Here is a 19,044-nt window from a genome sequence, read left to right as displayed (position 1 = left end):
TTGATTTATAAATTCTGTAATATTTAAGCAAAACGCCATTCCCCCAAGTTTGGAGAAATGGCGTGTGAATTTCTGGTTTACTATGCCGAATCAAAACGTTTTGCTGCGCACCTCAAAGATCGCAAATTTTAAATAGTGCCCCTCATCCACGCCGAGGATTTGCGGATGGTCTTTTCCGGCCGCCCGCCATTCGATCAGCCGCAGCACTTTTCCCGCATCCTCCGCCGCTTCCAGAATCGTCTCCAGAAACAGGTCGGGACGCATATGGTAGGAGCAGCTGGCGGTCACCAAATACCCGCCTTCGTTAACCAGCTTCATCCCGTGCAGATTGATGTCCTTGTAGCCGCGGCATGCGCCTTTAACCGCGCTTTTTGTTTTGGCGAACGCCGGCGGATCGAGAATGACCACGTCCCAGGTCCGGCCGCCTCCGGCAGGAAGCGGCACGGAGGTATCCACCATGCCGCCCGGCGCAGCCCTGCGGGCGCGCTCCTCCACTCCCTTTACTTGGCTGCGGAGATAGTCAAACGCGTCGGCGACGACAAATTCCACGCGGTCTTCAAACCCGTTGAGCTCCACGTTCCGCTTCGCGCTTGCGATCGCGTGCTCGGAAATATCGAGGCAGGTCACTTTTTTGGCGCCGTATTTGCAGGCATGCAGCGTGAAGCTGCCCGTATGCGAAAAGCATTCCAGCACCGACGCTCCATCCCAGTAAGGAAAGGTCACCTCTTTACCGTTGCGGTTGACGGGAGCAAGCCGGACGCCGCCATCCTCCGCCGGGAGCTCCTGCAGCGCAATCCCGCTGCGTCCGCCCCAGCCCGTCATCAAAGGCTTGATCGAAGCCCGGTTTTCGCGCTGGTCGAAAAAATATCCCGTCTTTTGCCCCTGCTCGATATCGACCTCGATCTTCAGCCCGTTTTCCGTTACGATCACACGGCGCGGCGGATTGCCGTAAACCGGCCCCTTTACCTGCATGAGGCCCTCCATCTCGCGTACGGCCACGTCGCTCCGCTCATATATGCCGACCGGCCGGAGCACTTCCGCCAGCGCCGCTACGATATTTTCCCGGCAGCGGTCCACCCCCAAGGTCAGCAGCTGAACGACAAGGACATCGCCGAACTTGTCCACGATCAGGCCCGGCAAAAAATCGGCTTCGCCGTAGACAAGCCGGTACGATTGTTCGTTCACGAACCGCTCGCGATGACGCAGGCAGTCCGTAATCCGTTTGACGAAGAAGTCCTTGTCCATTTCGGCCAGCGGCTGATATGAAACCGCCCGGACCGTAATTTGCGAAGCCGGATTGTAATATCCTGTCGCCAAATATCTGAGCCGATGATCGACGATGTCCACCAGGCTTCCCGGAGCCGGATCGCCCTCGACGGATGCAATTTCATTGCGGTAAATCCACGGATGCCCTTTTTCCAGCCGTTTTTTGCGGCTTCGCTCTAAAATGACTTTGGCCACTTGTTTCACTCCTAAAGTTGTTCTGTTCTGTTGTCCCCATGTCATATATGTAACTTGTACACTTAATGAGGTTGTTCAAAAAGTTAGCTCCCTTCTCGGTGCCGAAAACCTGACTTTTTGAACTCTCACTTAAAAAGGGGGCCTTGGCAGCATGTTTCAAGAGATTATTTTTCCGGTCACATTTGGACTGGCCCTGTTCCTGTTCGGCATGAAAGTCATGGAAGCGGCTCTGCACGCCTGGGCCGGCCCAAAGCTGATGCGGTTTCTGCACACGACGACGCGTACGCCCTGGACGGGAATGCTGTCCAGCACATTTATCACCGCCATTTTGCAGAGCAGTACGGCGATTACCGTCATGACGATCGGTCTCGTGAATGCCGGTCTGCTCTCTTATGCCCGGACGCTTGGCATTATCCTTGGCGGCAATATCGGGACCTGCATCACCACGGAGTTGATCGCTTTAAATATCGCCAAGCTTGGCGTACCGATGCTGCTCGTTTCTTTGCTGGTGTGGGCCGGGACCGTCCTCGGGGATGAAATGCTGCCCGCCTATGTAAAACGGAAGTTCCCTTTGCTTCTTCCCTTGCAGTTCGGCGCCTTGACCGCAGCCGGGTTCAGCTTGGTGATGATCGCGATCCGCATGATGCAGTCGATCGGCCCGGCGCTGGAAGCGCGCGGCGCCATCGACTGGCTGCTGGCGCACGCCACCGGCAGCCTCCTATGGGGAGCTGTCGCCGGGGCGGTGCTGACGGCGATCATTCACAGCAGCGCGGCGGTCGTCGCCATGACGATGGGGCTGGTCGGAAGCGGCGCTCTTCCGGTTGAGTTCGGGATCGCCATGGTCATCGGCTCCAATGTCGGGACCTGTGTCACCGCGCTGATCGCCGCCATCGGGGGAACGCGTCCCGGGCAATTCGTCGCCTGGTCGCATGTTATACTCAATGTGCTGGGCGCCGCGCTGTTTCTTCCGCTGACACCGTGGCTTGAAGCTGCCGTAAACTGGCTGTCCTCGGATCTTTCCGCGCAAATCGCGCATACGCAAACGATTTTTAACGTGGTTAGCTCCTTGCTTGCGCTGCCGTTTTGCTATTTGCCGGTTTGGTCCCGGCTGGATCATTCCGGTTCGGACGCCGCACCGGCCCTGCCGCCCGCAAAGCCGGTTTAAAACAAGGGGCGGCGCCGGACCCGGACCTCTTTGGCTTGAAGCTAAGGCCGCAAACCAAGCATTCTAAGCGCTTTTTCCAAAATAAAATCGTTATTATCGTATCCCGATTTCTGCTGAAGCTTCCACGCTTCATGCGGATCGTGCCAGGCCACGCTGCGGATTTCCTCCAACTGCGGGCGCAGCTTGCCGCCTTCGCATTCCACCAGATAATAGTGGACTTCCTTATCCACATTACCATACTTGGGATGCATATAAGTATAAGCAATGATATCAATCAGCTTTATAATCCGGCCGACGATGCCCGTCTCCTCCAAAATTTCGCGAAGCGCCGTTTGCTCGACGGTCTCGCCGGGCTCTCTTTTTCCTTTGGCGAACGATATTTTGCCGTACCGATCGGTAATTAACTGAATTTGCATCCGGCCGCCATCCTTGCGATAGACAACCCCTCCTGCAGAGATTTCTTTGAATGCCATTCTGGCTGTACCTCCTTCTTATGGGCCTCAACCCGGGATCTCATCCCCAAACCCTCCCTTACCGTAAGGGAGGGCCTCAGGGGGCCTGCTGCCCTTTGGATACCCGCAAATTGGACTAACGTGCGATTGGCTGAGACGCTCCTGCTCGCTCTCCCTGCGGGATTCGCTTTACTTTGTGCTTGGAACCATTAGCGTTGCATAAACTCTTGCACAAGACAAGTTCGGGATACTTTCCAGATTTCCCGTAATTGCGCAGGCTTTCGAATCGAAACTATCGTCCGCCGGAAATCTAACGGTTGTAGCATCTGCTATTTTACGAAAAAGGGCCTTTTCTAAATTCTAACGGTTGTGAGCGTCGTTATTTGTCTTAATCTAAGCATAATTAGCCGGGTTTAAGTAAAATAAGCGCCATGGCAACCGTTAGAATTTGAAATCAACGTTTTTGGGGCAAATAGCGGTTGTGGCAACCGTTAGAATAGTTGTTGTCGTCCTAGGTTACCATTGAAAAGCGTTGCTCGCTACCTTGCTTTTGCCCTAATGCGACAACAAGGATTTCAACCCTGGAGGGTTGAAATCCTTGCTTAACGCCCGGGCGGGCAAGAACCTATTTAAGCCAAGGCTTGCGCGGATTCGTCCAGGACGCGAACCAACTGGCCTTCGTTTGTATTGACGTCGGCCTTGGTGAGCTTGACGCGGCACATTTTGCCGGTCAAGTCCGGGGCGCCCGGGAAACGGATCTGCAAATAGTTGTCGCTGAAGCCGGTCGCGAAACCGTCTCCGGCCGTTCCTTTCTCGTCTCTTTCCGGAATGACGTCCAGCACCTGGCCGACGAATTTCTCGGCATAGGCAAGCTGCATCTGTTCCGACAAATCGATCAACTCATGCACGCGGGCATGTTTGATCTCTTCATCCACCTGGTCCTCCATCCGCGCGGCCGGCGTCCCGGTCCGTTTGGAATACGGGAACACGTGGATTTCCGAAAAGCCGATCCGTTTGATCGCTTCAAAACCTTCGCGGAACAACTCATCGGTTTCGCCTGGGAAGCCAACGATGACGTCCGTCGTGATAGCAACCTCAGGCATAAATTCACGGATCATTCTGATTTTATGCTCGTATTCCTCAATTGTATACTTTCTTCTCATGCGTTTAAGCACTTCGTTGCTGCCGGCTTGCAGCGGAATATGGAAATGACGGCACATTTTGGAGGATCCTTTCAAAACTTCCAGCATGCGTTCGTCGATTTGGCTCGCTTCGATCGAGCTGATGCGAATCCGCCCCAGACCTTCCACTTTATCCAAATCCCACAGCAGGTCCGACAGGCGGTAGTTTTCGAGATCGTCGCCATATCCGCCCGTATGGATGCCGGTCAGCACGATTTCTTTGTAGCCCGCGGCGACCAACTGGCGCGCCTGCTGAAGCACGCTTTGCGGATCGCGGCTGCGCGACAGACCGCGCGACCAAGGGATGATGCAGAAGGTGCAGAAATTGTTGCAGCCCTCCTGGATCTTCAGGAAAGCGCGGGTATGGTCGGCAAAATTCGGAACGTCCAGCTCTTCGAATTCGCGGGTTTTCATAATGTTGCGCACGGCGTTGATCGGCTTGCGCTGCTCCTGGATTTGCTTCACGTAAGGAATGATTTTGTCCCGGTCCTGCGTGCCGATGACGAGATCGACGCCGGGAATGTCCAAAATTTCCGCCGGGGACGTTTGGGCGTAACAGCCCGTCACGGCCACGATGGCGTCCGGATTGCGGCGCACGGCGCGCCGGATGATCTGCCGGCTCTTTTTATCCCCCGTGTTCGTCACGGTACACGTATTAATCAAATAAACGTCGGCGGCCTGTTGTTCGAAATCGACCTGTTCGTAGCCCTCGTTTTTAAACAGCTGCCAAATGGCCTCCGTATCGTAAAAGTTGACTTTACAGCCCAAAGTGTAAAATGCGACAGATGGCATCGTTCAACTTCCCCCCATTTCTCCGGATTCATACATGATGCAGGTCAGGGCGGCCATAGCGGCCGTCTCGGTCCGCAAAATGCGGCGGCCCAATCCAACGGCCGCCGCACCCATGGCTTCGGCCTCCCGCACTTCTTCTTCGGCAAAACCGCCTTCGGGTCCAACCACAACGGCGATCTTGCAAGTCTGTCCGGGCGTCAGGCCCAGGACAAAAGGCTTCAATACATCGCGCAGCTGCTGGCCGTGCTCCCTTTCATAACATAAGCACACCAGATCGTAGGCAGACAAAACGGACAACAGCCCATCCCATTTCACCGGCATCTCCACCGCCGGAATTTTGCTGCGGTGCGCCTGCTCGGCCGCTTCCTTGGCAATTTTCCGCCAGCGGCCAAGGCGCTTCTCTTCCTTCTTCTGATCGTACTGCACGACCGTGCGCTCGGACAAAAAAGGAAGAAAAGCGGAAGCCCCGATCTCCGTGCACTTCTGGATCACGGTTTCCATTTTGTCGCCTTTCGGCAGGCTCTGGGCCACCGTCACTTGCAGCCACGGCTCTCCGGATGCCGTCAGCGTCTCTATAATTGCCGCAGTCACCTGCTGCGGCTCAATCGTCGTTATTTCCGCGAGGACTTCACGGGATACGCCATCGCTTACGATCAGCTTGTCGCCCGGTTTGGAACGCATCACCCTGCCGATATGGCGGGCATCCTCCCCGGCAATCGCCACTTCCCGTTCGCCAAACTGCGACGGCTCCACAAAATAACGCTGCATGCTCATCCATCCTCACACAAAAAGTACATGTTCAAAAATGGAGGTTAAGGAAGTTATTGTTTGGTCGTCTATTCTTCCTTATAGCTTCAAAAGCTGGACTTTTTGAACTACCTCTAAAAATCACCAAATTACATCATACAACTTTTAATATATTTGTTCCAGTCTTTCTTCCCGCCTCAAGTCCCAAACAACAGCAGGAAAAAATGGGCTAACTGAAGATACATCGAATAAGCCGCCTGATAAAGGGGGTCGATCGTGTGCTGCCGCAAAGCGGGAATAAACAGAATGATCAAAAAGATAAAGATCGACCATTGCTCAAACTGCTGCAATTTGCCAAGCACGCGGCGCGGCACGATATCTTCCAGAATCCGGTACCCGTCCAGCGGCGGCAGCGGAATCAAGTTGAACAAAAATAAGAAAAAGTTCGTAACGTTGAACAGATAGAAAAAAATCAAAACCGCTTGCAAAAGCCGCTCGTTCGCAATCGATTCCAGAACGCCAAAATGCCCCAGCATCACATACACCACGGTCCCCACCACGCCGAGCAGCAAATTGCTGAGCGGTCCGGCCGCCGAAACGACCACGCCCATCAAGCGGGGCCTACTGAAATTGTCCCGGTTGACCGGAACCGGTCTGGCCCAGCCAAAACCGGCGATCAACAGCAGGATGATCCCGAATAAATCGAAATGCACCGCCGGATTCAGCGTTACTCGGCCAAGCAGCTTAGCCGTCGGATCACCGAATTTATTGGCGAAATAAGCATGCGAAAACTCATGTATCGTAAAGGCAATCACCAGCGTGATCAAATAAAAAGGAAGTTGGTCCAAAGGGACGCGCAATATTTGGTTCAAAAAATCCATGCAAGCTACCTCTTTCTCGCCACGAAAGCAACCCAATCCTCTTCCCGGGCCGTTTGCTCGATCTCAAACCCCGCGGCAAGCAGCGCTTCCTCTACGGCTTGTTCTTTATTTTTATAGATTCCCGAAGCGATATAATAGCCTCCCGGCTGCAGGGCCTGGAACACATCGTCGATAAAAAGCAAAATGATTTCCGCCAAAATATTGGCCACGACGACCCGGACCGGCAGCGACACTTGCAGTTTGCCGCTTCCGCCGTCTTTCAGCACCGACAGCAAATCGCTTTCCACGACCTGGATCTTGTCCTCCAGCCCGTTCAGTTTCGTATTTTCGCTTGCGCTGGACACGGCCACCGGATCGAGATCGAGCGCCAGCACCCTAGCAGCGCCCAGCCGGCAAGCGCCGATCGCCAAAATGCCAGAACCGGTTCCGACATCGATCACTTCGTCCCCTTCGCGGATGACTCCCTCCAATGTGCGCAAACATAAAGAGGTCGTCGGATGCGTTCCCGTGCCAAAAGCCATGCCGGGGTCAAGCTCGATGATCTTCTCCTCCGGCGACTGGGGCGCGTACTCCTCCCAGGTCGGCTTGATCGTTAGTCTATCGGATACCTTAAGCGGCTTGAAATACTGCTTCCAGTTGTTGGCCCAGTCGTCTTCGCTCACATCCCTGACCGAAATTTCGGCCAAGCCCGGGTCGATATCATATCCCCTTAGCTCTTCGATCCGTTCCTTCACCTCGGAGATGATCGCCTCGATATCCAATCCCTCTGGAAAATACCCGCTGATTTTGGCTTCGCCTTCGGGAATGTCGTTGGGCGGAATTTCAAACCACTGGCCCAGCGAGGTATCGCGCGGCTTATCGTTGTCGGCGTGCTCTTCGATGGTTACGCCGCCGGCGCCGGCTTCATGCAGGAAATTCGAAATCATTTCCACGGCTTCTTCCGTTGTATGTATAGTTATTTCCTTCCAAATCATCGCAAGTTTTCCTCCTTGACTCATATGCATAAGATTTATTGTACTATAGAATGCAGATGGAGACAAAAGAGGGCGGAGCGAACCGTTTTGCGGGTTCCTCCGCCCTGTTCCATAGTGCTTCGGGTCTACAGCCGGTATTGACCTTGCTGGCGCGCATCGGCCCGTTCACTGCGTTCCAGCGCCTCCCAATCCTCCTGATCGGCCAGCTCTTCGGAAAACTCCACGTCTTCGTTATGCCCGATCGTAAACCGCGATTTGGCCGTCGTCCGTTTCGTCCGGCGATCCTGCTCGCTTTGGCTCATCCCTTCACATCTCCCTTCCGTAATTATTTCAAACTGCTAGCGTTTGCGATAATACGTTAAATCAGTCCGCCCGCTTCCTCCACGATGCGGAGCGCCTGATGATGCACCGACTCGTCGACCACGGCGGTCAGCACGATATCGTGCCCGGTCGGCCCGCCCTGGCCGCCGTGGCTAAGCCCGCTGGCGGCCGGATCCGCCGCCGACAATATCCCTGCGGAACGGTTTGTGATCGCGGCGTCCTGCGTGATGGCCGCCAAGCTGGAAATGCTCCCGGTCACCGGATTTCCGGGATCATAACCCTCTCCCGGGTAGCGGCTGAAGCGGTCGATCGACATGTCGACGACCCGTAAAGCGCTCAGCTTGCGCGCTGCGCCTTCCGCCTGCTCCGGACTTTTGAAATACGCCAAAATATTTTTTTCACCCATACGAATCCCTGCCTTTCGTTTCAGCTTGAGAATGAAGCTGCACCGCTGCAGTTCATGCTAAGTAGGATGCAAATTTGCCGATGGCTTTATGCAAGATTGCCCGGAGTAAGGCCGCTGCTGAATTAATATTTTAAATTTGAAACTCCAGCGGCTCTCGTCCGTATTACTTGCTAAGGAACAGAATATACTTATCTGTATAGGAGGTTATCCGCATAGTATGATGAAGAAAATGATGATGATCATGATGGCATTTACGTTGATATTTGCCTTCGTTTCCCCCGATCTGGCCGATGCCAAGCGAGGCGGCTTCAAGTCCGGTCCAAGAACTTACAACCCGTCGCCCAATAAGCCGGCTACCGGCGATTACCAGCGGACCGATGGAGCGGCCACCAACAAAACCGGCGGAACAGTAGGCTCCACGACGGGGCGAGGCTTTTCTGGCGGCGGCGGCTTTATGCGCGGTCTGATGGTCGGCGGACTGGCAGGACTGTTGTTCGGGGGGCTGTTCGGCAATATGGGCTTCTTCGGCAACCTGCTTGGACTTGCCGTCAACCTGCTCGCTATTTACGTGATCGTTGCCGCTGCCGTCGCCTTATACCGGCGTTTCAAGCGCCAACCGCGCCAAGAGGATTACCGGCGTGGAGGAAGATACTAAATCATGGTTCTCGGCATGGATGAAATCATTAACGCAATTTGTCTCCACACCGCGGACAGGACGGGAGTCCGCCCCACCGACGTGCAGGTGGAACTAAGCTGGGACGAGGACACCGGCTATACCGCGGAAGTGTGGGTTAACGGCCGCAGCCGTTACCTGGTCGAATCCAATATCATGGAATCGATCATCCAATACGTCTACCGGGAATACGGCATGCGTACGTTTCGGGAAGATATTACGCTCGAACTGCACGAAGAAATCATCGCGATTATTCGGCAGGACGCTTAAATGAGACAAGGCCGCCCCAAAGAGAACGGATTCTCTTGGGACGGCCTTGTTTTGGTTTGCTTGCTGTAATGCCTTGGCCCCGCTTCGATCATTCGCCGCGGAACGCCCGTTTCATGCGGTCAAAAAACGATTGCTCATTTTCATGCGTATGTTCGCCTTCCAGCGAAGCGAATTGGCGCAGCAGTTCTTTCTGCTCTTCGCTTAGCTTCCGAGGCGTCACCAAGACCACTTTGACGTGCTGGTCGCCCTGGCCGACGCCGCGCAGGCGCGGAATGCCTTTGCCTTTGAGGCGGAAATAAGTGCCTGTCTGCGTACCGGCCGGAATCTTCAGCTTGACCTTTTCCGTCAGCGTCGGGATTTCGATCTCGTCGCCCAGCGCCGCCTGCGCAAACGTAATCGGCACTTCCAAATAAACGTCGTCGCCTTCCCGCTCGAAATACTCATGATCCTTCACGCGGATGACGATATACAAGTCGCCTGGAGGGCCGCCGCGCAAGCCCCCTTCCCCTTCGCCCGTCATCCGCAGCTGAGCGCCGTCGTCAACCCCCGCCGGAATCCGCACGTGGATTTTACGCTGCTTCTTCACCTTGCCGCTGCCGGAGCAGGTCGGGCATTTCTCCTTGATGATCTGGCCCCGGCCGCCGCAGGCGGAACAGGTACGCCGGTTGACCATGCGGCCGAAAGGCGTGTTCTGCACGACCTCCTGCTGTCCGGTTCCGTGGCAGACGGAGCAAACCGTCGGTTTCGTACCCGGTTTTGCGCCGGTGCCGGAGCACGTATCGCAGTTTTCGGTACGCGGAATCGTAATATCGGTCTCTTTCCCGAATGCCGCTTCCTCGAACTCGATCGTCATCGTATATTGCAAATCGTTCCCGCGCTGCGGCGCATTCGGGTCGCGTCTGCCGCCGCCGCCGAAGAACATGTCGAAAATATCGCCAAACCCGCCAAAATCCGCGCCGGAAAATCCGCCGCCCATGCCCTGATTCGGATCCACATGTCCGTATTGATCGTAGCGGGAGCGTTTGCCCGGATCGCTGAGCACGTCGTAGGCTTCCTTCACTTCTTTAAATTTCGCTTCCGCATCCGCCGCTTTGTTTACGTCCGGGTGATATTGGCGGGCCAGCTTGCGGTAAGCTTTTTTGATCTCTTCATCGCCGGCGTTTTTCCCGACGCCCAGCACTTCATAATAATCGCGTTTTTCTGCCATCCTTCCACCCCCGTCTTGACTTTTGGGACCAGCCGCGTTATACCGTTCCCTTAATCCGGCAAAAGGAAAGTCAAAGTGCGGAAGCCGCCCGCGCTTTGACCTTCCCAGTTTACCAAAGTATATTCAATCTTTGCCGGTCCGTGATGCCTTAAGCTTTACTTCTTGTCATCGTCAACAACTTCATAGTCGGCATCCACGACATTGTCGCGGGTCGAACCGCCGGCCGCAGCGCCTTCTGCCCCACCTTCGGCGCCGGCTGCCCCGGCGGCTTGCTGAGCCTGCTCGTAAAGCTTGACGGAGAGCTGCTGCACGATCTCGGTCAGTTTTTCCGAAGCGGATTTGATTTGCTCCAGATTGTCGCTTTCGACCGCTTTCTTGAGCTCATCTTTCGCCGCGTTCGCCTTTTCCGTTTCGGCGGCGTCCACTTTATCGCCCAGTTCCTTCAGCGTTTTGTCCACGCTGTAAATGAGCTGATCGGCGTTGTTTTTCGCTTCGACCAGTTCCTTGCGTTTTTTGTCTTCTTCGGCGTGAAGCTCGGCGTCTTTCATCATGCGGTCGATTTCTTCGTCGCTGAGGCCGCTTGAAGATGTGATCGTGATTTTTTGGCTTTTACCGGTGCCTTTGTCCGTCGCCGATACGTTAACGATCCCGTTGGCGTCGATATCGAAGGTAACTTCGATTTGCGGCACGCCGCGAGGCGCGAGCGGAATATCGCCGAGGATAAAGCGGCCGAGCGTTTTGTTGCCTGCGGCCATCTCGCGTTCCCCTTGCAGCACGTGGATTTCCACGCTAGGCTGATTGTCCGCGTAAGTGGAGAAAACTTGCGATTTACTCGTCGGGATCGTCGTGTTGCGTTCGATCATTTTCGTAAACACGCCGCCCGCCGTTTCGATCCCTAGCGAAAGCGGAGTTACGTCGAGCAATACGACGTCCTTGACGTCGCCGGTCAACACGCCCGCTTGCACGGCTGCGCCCAGGGCAACGACTTCGTCCGGGTTGACGCCTTTGTGCGGCTCTTTGCCGGTCAGCTTCTTGATCGCTTCCTGAACGGCCGGAATCCGCGTGGAGCCGCCGACCAGAACGATTTTATCGATATCGGCCGAAGTCAGGCCGGCATCGCTCAGCGCGCGGCGGGTCGGTCCAAGCGTACGCTCTACGAGGTCCGCCGTCAATTCTTCGAATTTGGCGCGGGTCAGGTTCACTTCCAAGTGCTGCGGCACGCCGTCAACGACCGTAATGAACGGCAGGGAAATCGTTGTCGTCAGCACGCCGGACAATTCTTTTTTCGCTTTTTCGGCGGCGTCTTTCAGACGTTGAACGGCCGCTTTGTCCTTGCTGAGGTCGATGCCTTGATCCTTTTTGAACTCTTCCACCAGATAATCGATGATCTTTTGGTCGAAGTCGTCGCCGCCGAGGTGGTTGTCCCCGCTGGTGGCCTTAACTTCGAAGAAGCCGTCGCCCAGCTCCAGAATCGATACGTCGAACGTACCGCCGCCCAAGTCGTAAACCAGGATCGTTTGATCCTCGGCTTTCTCCAGGCCGTAGGCAAGCGCCGCCGCCGTCGGTTCGTTGACGATCCGCAGCACTTCCAGGCCGGCGATTTTCCCGGCATCCTTCGTCGCTTGACGCTGGCTGTCGTTAAAATAAGCCGGAACCGTGATGACCGCCTGGGTTACAGGTTGGCCCAAATAAGCTTCGGCGTCTGATTTCAGCTTCTGCAAAATGATCGCCGAAATCTCCTGCGGCGTAAATTCTTTGCCGTCGATGGCTTCTTTATGGTTCGTCCCCATATGTCTTTTGATGGAGATGATCGTGCGGTCCGGGTTTGTAATCGCCTGGCGTTTTGCCGTTTCCCCGACGATCCGTTCGCCGTCCTTCTTAAAACCGACGACGGAAGGAGTCGTACGTCCGCCTTCCGGGTTCGGAATGACGACGGCTTCACCGCCTTCCATGACCGCAACGCAAGAGTTGGTCGTTCCAAGGTCAATACCGATAACTTTGCTCATTTGCTTATGTCCTCCTTAAATAGGTGCATGTTTTTCTATGTGTATCAGCATGTGGTTCAGCCGCTGACTTTGACCATCGCCGGGCGCAGCACTTTGTCTTTCAACAAATATCCCTTTTGCACGACCTCGACGACAATGCCTTCCTCGTATTCCTCGGATTCCACCTGCATGATCGCCTGATGGAATTCGGGATTAAACGGCGTACCCTCGGCTTCCATCGCAGTGAGTCCCTCCGCTTTCAGCACGCCTTCGAGCTGGCGGAAAATCATTTCCACGCCTTTCGCATACGAGCTGGTATCCGCGCTTTCGCCCGCGGAGCTGATCGCTCTTTCGAAGTTATCGATCACGGGCAGCAGCTCGGTAATCAGCTTGGCGGAAGCATATTTTCCCAGTTCTTCCTTTTCCTTCAACGTCCGGCGCCGGAAATTATCGAAATCGGCTTGGGCGCGAAGCAGCCGCTGCTGGTATTCCTCGTTCTCCGCCTGCAATTTTGCCAGTTCGCCGCTCAAAGCGGCGCCGCCTTCCGCTGCGGAGCCCGCCGCTTCGTCTTCGTTCACCTGTTCCTGCGGCTCCTGCTGAAGCGCTTCGTCCTGCCTGTTCTCTTCCGTTTCCAGGTTTTGCTCATCTTTAACGTTATCGTTCATCTCTTGTTCTTCCTCTACATTGTGATTGATGTTGTCTTGAATTGGCTGTGATTCCTTCAAGATGTTCACCTCCTTAACATGCAGTCAGGGCCAAAGTTCATGCATGTTAATGCAGCCGGGACAAAAATTTGCTTAAATCCTTCGATAAAATGTCCAAAATTCGCATCACCCGGCCGTATTCCATCCGGGTTGGCCCAAGAATACCGATCGTCCCGACCGTTTCCCCTTCAATTTGATACGTTGCGGTGATCAGGCTGCAGTTGGCGAAAGCTTCGTGGTCGTTTTCCGTGCCGATCCTCACTTGAATGCCCGAGCCGAGGGATGCCGAAGACATCATTTTCGTCAACGTCGGCGTCTCCTCCAGCAGATCCAGGATGCTCTTGACTTTGTCCACATCGCGGAATTCCGGCTGCGTCAGCATGTTGGTAGCCCCGCTCAGGAACAGGCGCTGCCCGTCCGAACCGCTGTCCAGCACTTGATCAAGCACCTTCATCAGCTCTTCAAAATGCTCGATATGCCGCTGCATTTCCTGACCGATTTCGTTATAAAGGGCGGTTTTCAGTTTGTAGATCGGCAGCCCCGCAAGCTTAACGTTAAGCAGGTTGACCACTCTTTCCATCTCCGAAACCGATACGCCGGCCGGAATGGACACGGTTTTGTTCTCCACTTGTCCCGTATTCGTGACCAAGATCGCCACCGCCGTGTTCTCGTTCAGCGACAGCAACCCGAAATGGCGCAAAGACGTATGAAAAACTTCCGGCCCCAGCAGGATGGAAGTGTAATTGGTCATATGGGATAAAATCGTGCCGGCATGCTGAATGACCTGTTCCGCCGCATTCAGCTTCTCGGCAAAAAAAGCCTTGAGGGTTTTAAGCTCTTCCGGCGTAATCAGATTAAGCGGAGTCAGGTGATCCACGTAGTAACGGTAGCCTTTAATGGAAGGTATTCGTCCCGCCGACGTATGCGGCTGCTCCAAGAAACCGAGCTCCTCCAAATCCGCCATCTCGTTGCGGATCGTCGCCGGGCTGTACCCGACATCCCCACGTTTGGAAATACTCCGGGACCCCACCGGCTCCGCCGATCGAATATAGTCATCCACAATCGCAGTCAATATCATTCTTTGGCGTTCCGTTAACATGGCAATCCCTCCTGATCCAATTTATCGTCCGTTAGCACTCGTTAGCTTAGAGTGCTAATCGCTAATACAAAAATACCAAACCGACCTGACGATTGTCAAGTCAGTCCAGTATCTTAAGCACGGCTATTTCGTCGCAGCAGTGCTGCTTTGCGCAATTGACACAGTCCGTCCATACTTTTTCCGGGAAAATTTCTTTATCTACCACCGTAAAACCGTTTTTCACAAAAAATGAAACCTCATAGGTCAAAGCCATCACTTTCGGTATCGCCAGCTTCCGCGCTTGCTCCACCAGCTTCTCCACCAGCATGGAGCCGAGGCCGCGCCCTTTGTACCCTTCGGCGATGCCGAGAGAACGGATTTCCACAAGCTCCTCGCCGAGCTTGCACAGCGAGCCGCACCCCACGACCCGCCCATCCACTTCCGCGACGACGAAATCGTTGATCTGACGTTCGAGCACTGCGCGGGAACGCGGCAGCATGATCCCTCTCTTGGCATATTCATCAATCATCGTAAAAAGAGGTTCGACGTCCTCAAGTTTCGCCTGTCTGCATACGGCAACGGCTTGCATTGCTTTTCCCCCTCGATCTCCCAAGTCATGTAATATGAATAAATATACATGATTAGGTATAAAACTTCAAGCCATTTCTTGCCGATCCTAAAGGTTGCGCACCAGCCTAAAACAGGCAGCCGCCTCGCTTGATTTCAAGCCGGGCAGCTGCCTGTTTTGTTCATTCTGCGATTGAATATATTCGGTTATACCGTTAATGCGCCGATAAACTCGGCAAACACTTCATTGCCGAACAACACGCCTTGGCGGCTGAGCCGGTAGCCGCCTTGATCCTCGTGCTGCTCCAGGAGTCCAGCCGACAACATTTTTTGCAGCGGCCGGGCAAAAATCCGATCCATTTCGCTAGCCGCGCCAAACTGGGCCCGGAAGTCCTCCTTGCGAATACCGTCCAGCATGCGCAGCCCGACCATCACGAAATCCTCCATCGCCTCCTCGCGGGACACAGCGAACTGCTCCAGCCGGGGCAGGCCTTGGCCGGCCGCTTCCACATACGGGTTCACGCCTTTGATGTTGACGTGCCGCTGTCTTGCTACATATCCGTGCGCGCCCGCGCCCAAACCGTAATAGTCTTCGTTGCGCCAATAAGTGATGTTGTGGCGGCTTTCGTAGCCCGGCTTGGCGAAGTTGCTGATCTCGTACTGCTTGTACCCCGCCTGCGCCATCCGCTCCATCAGCAGCAGATACATTTTTAGCTCATCTTCTTCGCTTGGCAATGGCAGCTGATTTTTCTGGTACAGCGTATGGAACAGGGTGTTCTCTTCCACTTTAAGGCTGTAGATCGAGTAGTGGGACAGCCCTAGCTCCAGCGCGCGGGAGACGCTGTAGTCCAACATTTCCACCGTCTGGTTCGGCAGACCGAACATCAAGTCGATCGACAGATTGTCAAGACCGGCGGCGCGGGCGTTCTCCAAGCTCCGGTACACGTCGTCGGTGTTGTGAATCCGGCCGATCCCGCTCAGCAGCTCGTTCTGGAACGCCTGCACGCCGAAGCTGACCCGGTTGACCCCGCCCGCTTTCATCACGGCCAGTTTTTCACGGTCGGTCGTTCCGGGATTGGCCTCCATCGTAAACTCGATACCGCCCGCCCAGCGCGGGAAATGCTTCCGCACCGATGCCAGGAAAAACTCCATCTCCTGCGGATTCAGCACGGTCGGCGTCCCGCCGCCGACAAAAATCGTCCGGATCTCGCCGGGCGGCGTTTGGCCTACGGTCAGCTCCATCTCGCGGTCCAGCGCCTTCAGATAGTCCATCACCGGCTGATCCTTCAGCACGTAGGAGTTAAAGTCGCAATAAAAGCATTTATTGGTGCAAAACGGAATGTGTATATAAACGGCCTGCGGCGCCCGCTTTTTTTCGCTGTTAGACGCGGCGCTTTCCGCCGCCGGCTGGCCGCTTGACATAACGCCGCCCGCCGTCTGCTCAAGGTTCGGCATTCCCGGTCCCTGCCGCTTCGTCTGTTGGTCCATGGTCATGCCTCCTAAACTTTTATTAATTTCATATTATATAATAGTAGAAAAATTTAAAACCGGAAATAGATTCGCCGCAGCCCGTTACTTCAGTCCTCAAGAAATAAGGGCAAAAATGCGCGTAATTCCGGCCGGCGATATCCGTTCGTTTGATAAAAATAAAGTAAACCTGTAAAACCAGGCTGCCTGAGCTGCCGGAGCAACTTCAACGGCGAAAAATAAGGACATAAAGTGCCTTTATTTCGCCGCTCCCCGCCCATTTGAGAGAAATAGAGGCATTTTATGCTGCTATTTTCTTAGGACCGCAAGGAAATGCCGCGTTCTGGACCATTCATCGGATAATAAGTACATAAACTGCCGTTAATGAGGATGAACTAGCCAGGGCTCCGGTAATAAGTACATAAAGTGCCGCTATTTTGAAGGCCGGCGGCCGGCAGGCAGGCGAGCGGTCGTTCCAGAATCGTTCCGGGTCATTCCGGGATCATTCTGGGATCGATCCGGGATTCGTTCCGGGATTCGTTCCGGGTCGTTCCAGGATCGCTCCGAGATCGTTATGAGATCGTTCCGGCAGCCGTTTTGTCAAGCACAGATTTTTCTTGATCGAGCCATAACTTACCGCTAATTTCCCGCCCGGCGGCGGCCATTCCCACGCCTGCGCCGCAGCGCTTATTTGAAAGAGGAAAGCCCCGCGGCTTTCCTCCCACCATAATCCATCGCTTTTAACTTGCTACGCCGCCTCGACGCTCGCAAGCTCATCCGCTTGCCGCCGGTTTCCGGGGCAATCACAACTTTCACGACTTTCACGACTTTCAATCGCTTCCCGCTTAATTGTCGTCGATCTTCAGCACCGCCATAAACGCTTCCTGCGGCACCTCGACGCTGCCGACCTGCTTCATCCGCTTTTTGCCTTCCTTTTGCTTTTCCAGCAGCTTGCGCTTCCGTGAAATATCGCCGCCGTAGCATTTGGCGAGGACATTTTTGCGCATCGCCTTGACCGTTTCGCGTGCGACGATCTTCGTCCCGATCGAAGCCTGGATCGGCACCTCGAACATTTGGCGCGGAATCAGCTCGCGCAGCTTCTCGCAAATGATCCGGCCGCGATGGTAAGCGCGGTCGCGGTGCACGATGAAGGACAACGCGTCCACCTGCTCGCCGTTGAGCAGGATGTCCATCTTTACCAAATTGGACTGGCGGTATCCCGACAGCTCGTAGTCGAACGAAGCGTATCCTTTCGTGCCCGATTTCAACTGGTCGAAGAAGTCGTAAACGATCTCCGACAGCGGGATCTGGTAGGTAATCGTCACGCGCGTCGTATCCAAATACTCCATGTTCACGAATTCGCCGCGCTTGTTTTGGCACAGCTCCATCACCGTTCCGACGTAATCGTTCGGCACGATGATCGCCGCCTTGACGAAAGGCTCTTCCACGTGGTCGATTTTGCCGACTTCCGGATAATTGGACGGATTGTCGATCGAAATCGTCTCGCCGTTCGTCAGCGTCACTTTGTAAATAACGCTTGGCGCGGTCGTGATCAGCGGGATGTTGAACTCCCGTTCGATCCGCTCCTGGATGACGTCCATGTGCAGCAGGCCGAGGAATCCGCAGCGGAATCCGAAGCCTAGCGCGCTGGACGTTTCCGGCTCGAAGCTGAGCGAAGCGTCGTTGAGCTGCAGCTTCTCCAGGGCTTCGCGCAGATCGTTGTAATCCGACGTTTCGATCGGATACAGGCCGCAGAAGACCATCGGGTTGATTTTGCGGTAGCCCGGCAGCGGTTCGGGCGTCGGATTTTTTGCGTCCGTCACCGTATCCCCGACCCGGGTGTCGCCGACCGTCTTGATGCCGGCCACGATAAAGCCGACGTCGCCGACGTTCAGCTCGTCCACGATCGTCATCCGCGGCTTGAACGCGCCGACCTCGATGACCTCGAACGTTTTGTCCGTCGCCATCATTTTGATTTTCGAGCCGGCTTTGATATGGCCGTCAATGACGCGTACATATACGATAACGCCTTTGTACGGATCGTAATGCGAATCGAAAATGAGCGCTTTAAGCGGACGGTCCGGATCGCCCGACGGCGCCGGCACCTTCTGCACGACCTGTTCCAGGATCTCCTTGATCCCGATCCCCGCTTTGGCCGAAGCCAGCACGGCCTCGCTGGCGTCGAGCCCGATGACGTCCTCGACCTCCTGCTTCACCCGGTCCGGATCGGCGCTGGGCAGATCGATTTTGTTGATGACAGGCAAAATCTCCAGGTTGTTGTCCAGCGCCAGATAAACGTTGGCCAGCGTCTGGGCTTCGATCCCCTGGGCGGCGTCCACGACGAGCAATGCCCCTTCGCAGGCCGCCAGGCTGCGGGAAACCTCGTACGTGAAGTCGACGTGTCCCGGCGTGTCGATCAGGTTCAGCAAATATTCCTCACCGTCGTCCGCACGGTAAGCCAAGCGCACCGCCTGCAGCTTGATTGTAATCCCGCGTTCACGCTCCAGATCCATCTGGTCGAGCACCTGCTCCTGCATTTCCCGGGAAGACAGCGCCCCGGTATATTCCAAAATCCGGTCGGCCAGCGTCGATTTGCCATGGTCTATATGTGCAATGATGCAGAAATTGCGAATTTTTTGTTGTCTTGCTCTGATATCAGTCATCCTTACCCCCACCACAAATCGTTGAAGTCCAATCAATTTATTATATCAGT

At 55.0% G+C, this 19,044-nt stretch carries 18 protein-coding genes; 3 read left to right on the top strand and 15 right to left on the bottom strand.

Annotated elements, in window-relative coordinates; all coding sequences use genetic code 11:
- Positions 1-90: 90 nt before the first annotated feature.
- Positions 91-1,461 carry a class I SAM-dependent rRNA methyltransferase gene (locus tag DYE26_RS00430; protein WP_036621277.1) on the bottom strand — a complete coding sequence of 457 codons (1,371 nt, stop codon included), beginning with the start codon at positions 1,459-1,461 and terminating at the stop codon, positions 91-93.
- A gap of 151 nt (positions 1,462-1,612) precedes the next feature.
- On the opposite strand from DYE26_RS00430, the gene DYE26_RS00425 reads away from it, so the two are divergent.
- Positions 1,613-2,626, top strand: coding sequence for a Na/Pi cotransporter family protein (locus tag DYE26_RS00425; protein ID WP_051985363.1), 1,014 nt, complete (start codon positions 1,613-1,615; stop codon positions 2,624-2,626).
- Between the two features lie 41 nt (positions 2,627-2,667).
- Here the strand turns inward: DYE26_RS00425 and DYE26_RS00420 are convergent, their stop codons facing one another.
- From DYE26_RS00420 to DYE26_RS00390, 7 genes are all read right to left on the bottom strand, one after another.
- Positions 2,668-3,099 (bottom strand): NUDIX hydrolase, encoded by a 432-nt coding sequence (locus tag DYE26_RS00420; protein WP_036621276.1) that lies wholly within the window; start codon positions 3,097-3,099, stop codon positions 2,668-2,670.
- A gap of 608 nt (positions 3,100-3,707) precedes the next feature.
- A complete protein-coding gene (mtaB, locus tag DYE26_RS00415; RefSeq protein WP_036621275.1) occupies positions 3,708-5,051 on the bottom strand; it encodes a tRNA (N(6)-L-threonylcarbamoyladenosine(37)-C(2))-methylthiotransferase MtaB in 1,344 nt (447 codons plus the stop codon).
- A 3-nt stretch (positions 5,052-5,054) separates the two neighbouring features.
- Complete coding sequence (locus DYE26_RS00410) at positions 5,055-5,819, bottom strand: 16S rRNA (uracil(1498)-N(3))-methyltransferase (RefSeq protein WP_036621273.1); 765 nt, start codon at positions 5,817-5,819, stop codon at positions 5,055-5,057.
- 176 nt (positions 5,820-5,995) lie between these two features.
- Positions 5,996-6,679 carry a site-2 protease family protein gene (locus tag DYE26_RS00405; RefSeq protein ID WP_036621271.1) on the bottom strand — a complete coding sequence of 228 codons (684 nt, stop codon included), beginning with the start codon at positions 6,677-6,679 and terminating at the stop codon, positions 5,996-5,998.
- 5 nt (positions 6,680-6,684) lie between these two features.
- Positions 6,685-7,653, bottom strand: coding sequence for a 50S ribosomal protein L11 methyltransferase (gene prmA, locus DYE26_RS00400; protein WP_036621269.1), 969 nt, complete (start codon positions 7,651-7,653; stop codon positions 6,685-6,687).
- Between the two features lie 125 nt (positions 7,654-7,778).
- Positions 7,779-7,955, bottom strand: coding sequence for a YfhD family protein (locus DYE26_RS00395; RefSeq protein ID WP_082207721.1), 177 nt, complete (start codon positions 7,953-7,955; stop codon positions 7,779-7,781).
- A gap of 56 nt (positions 7,956-8,011) precedes the next feature.
- A complete protein-coding gene (locus tag DYE26_RS00390) occupies positions 8,012-8,380 on the bottom strand; it encodes a hypothetical protein (protein WP_036621267.1) in 369 nt (122 codons plus the stop codon).
- A gap of 217 nt (positions 8,381-8,597) precedes the next feature.
- On the opposite strand from DYE26_RS00390, the gene DYE26_RS00385 reads away from it, so the two are divergent.
- Together DYE26_RS00385 and DYE26_RS00380 are read left to right on the top strand one after the other, a co-directional pair.
- Positions 8,598-9,035, top strand: a complete 438-nt coding sequence (locus DYE26_RS00385) for a hypothetical protein (RefSeq protein WP_036621264.1) — start codon at positions 8,598-8,600, stop codon at positions 9,033-9,035.
- 3 nt (positions 9,036-9,038) lie between these two features.
- Positions 9,039-9,323, top strand: a complete 285-nt coding sequence (locus DYE26_RS00380) for a YxcD family protein (RefSeq protein WP_036621261.1) — start codon at positions 9,039-9,041, stop codon at positions 9,321-9,323.
- Between the two features lie 88 nt (positions 9,324-9,411).
- Here DYE26_RS00380 and dnaJ read toward each other — a convergent pair whose 3' ends face one another.
- The 7 genes from dnaJ to lepA form a co-directional block, all read right to left on the bottom strand.
- Positions 9,412-10,530 (bottom strand): molecular chaperone DnaJ, encoded by a 1,119-nt coding sequence (gene dnaJ / locus DYE26_RS00375; protein WP_036621258.1) that lies wholly within the window; start codon positions 10,528-10,530, stop codon positions 9,412-9,414.
- Between the two features lie 155 nt (positions 10,531-10,685).
- On the bottom strand, positions 10,686-12,536 hold the full coding sequence (gene dnaK, locus DYE26_RS00370; protein ID WP_036621256.1) for a molecular chaperone DnaK: 1,851 nt from the start codon (positions 12,534-12,536) through the stop codon (positions 10,686-10,688).
- A 56-nt stretch (positions 12,537-12,592) separates the two neighbouring features.
- A complete protein-coding gene (gene grpE / locus DYE26_RS00365) occupies positions 12,593-13,180 on the bottom strand; it encodes a nucleotide exchange factor GrpE (protein ID WP_036627853.1) in 588 nt (195 codons plus the stop codon).
- 106 nt (positions 13,181-13,286) lie between these two features.
- Entirely contained in the window at positions 13,287-14,318 is a 1,032-nt protein-coding gene (hrcA, locus tag DYE26_RS00360) for a heat-inducible transcriptional repressor HrcA (protein WP_036621253.1), read from the bottom strand.
- Positions 14,319-14,418: 100 nt separating this feature from the next.
- On the bottom strand, positions 14,419-14,886 hold the full coding sequence (locus tag DYE26_RS00355; protein WP_036621250.1) for an N-acetyltransferase: 468 nt from the start codon (positions 14,884-14,886) through the stop codon (positions 14,419-14,421).
- Between the two features lie 185 nt (positions 14,887-15,071).
- Positions 15,072-16,286, bottom strand: coding sequence for a radical SAM family heme chaperone HemW (gene hemW, locus DYE26_RS00350; protein ID WP_051985842.1), 1,215 nt, complete (start codon positions 16,284-16,286; stop codon positions 15,072-15,074).
- A gap of 890 nt (positions 16,287-17,176) precedes the next feature.
- Positions 17,177-18,994 carry a translation elongation factor 4 gene (gene lepA, locus DYE26_RS00345; RefSeq protein ID WP_036621246.1) on the bottom strand — a complete coding sequence of 606 codons (1,818 nt, stop codon included), beginning with the start codon at positions 18,992-18,994 and terminating at the stop codon, positions 17,177-17,179.
- Positions 18,995-19,044 lie beyond the last annotated feature (50 nt).

This window comes from Paenibacillus macerans, from assembly GCF_900454495.1.
In the GTDB taxonomy this organism is placed as follows: domain Bacteria; phylum Bacillota; class Bacilli; order Paenibacillales; family Paenibacillaceae; genus Fontibacillus; species Fontibacillus macerans.
Note: the sequence above shows the minus strand (reverse complement) of the source record. Positions and strands in the feature narration are given on the sequence as shown.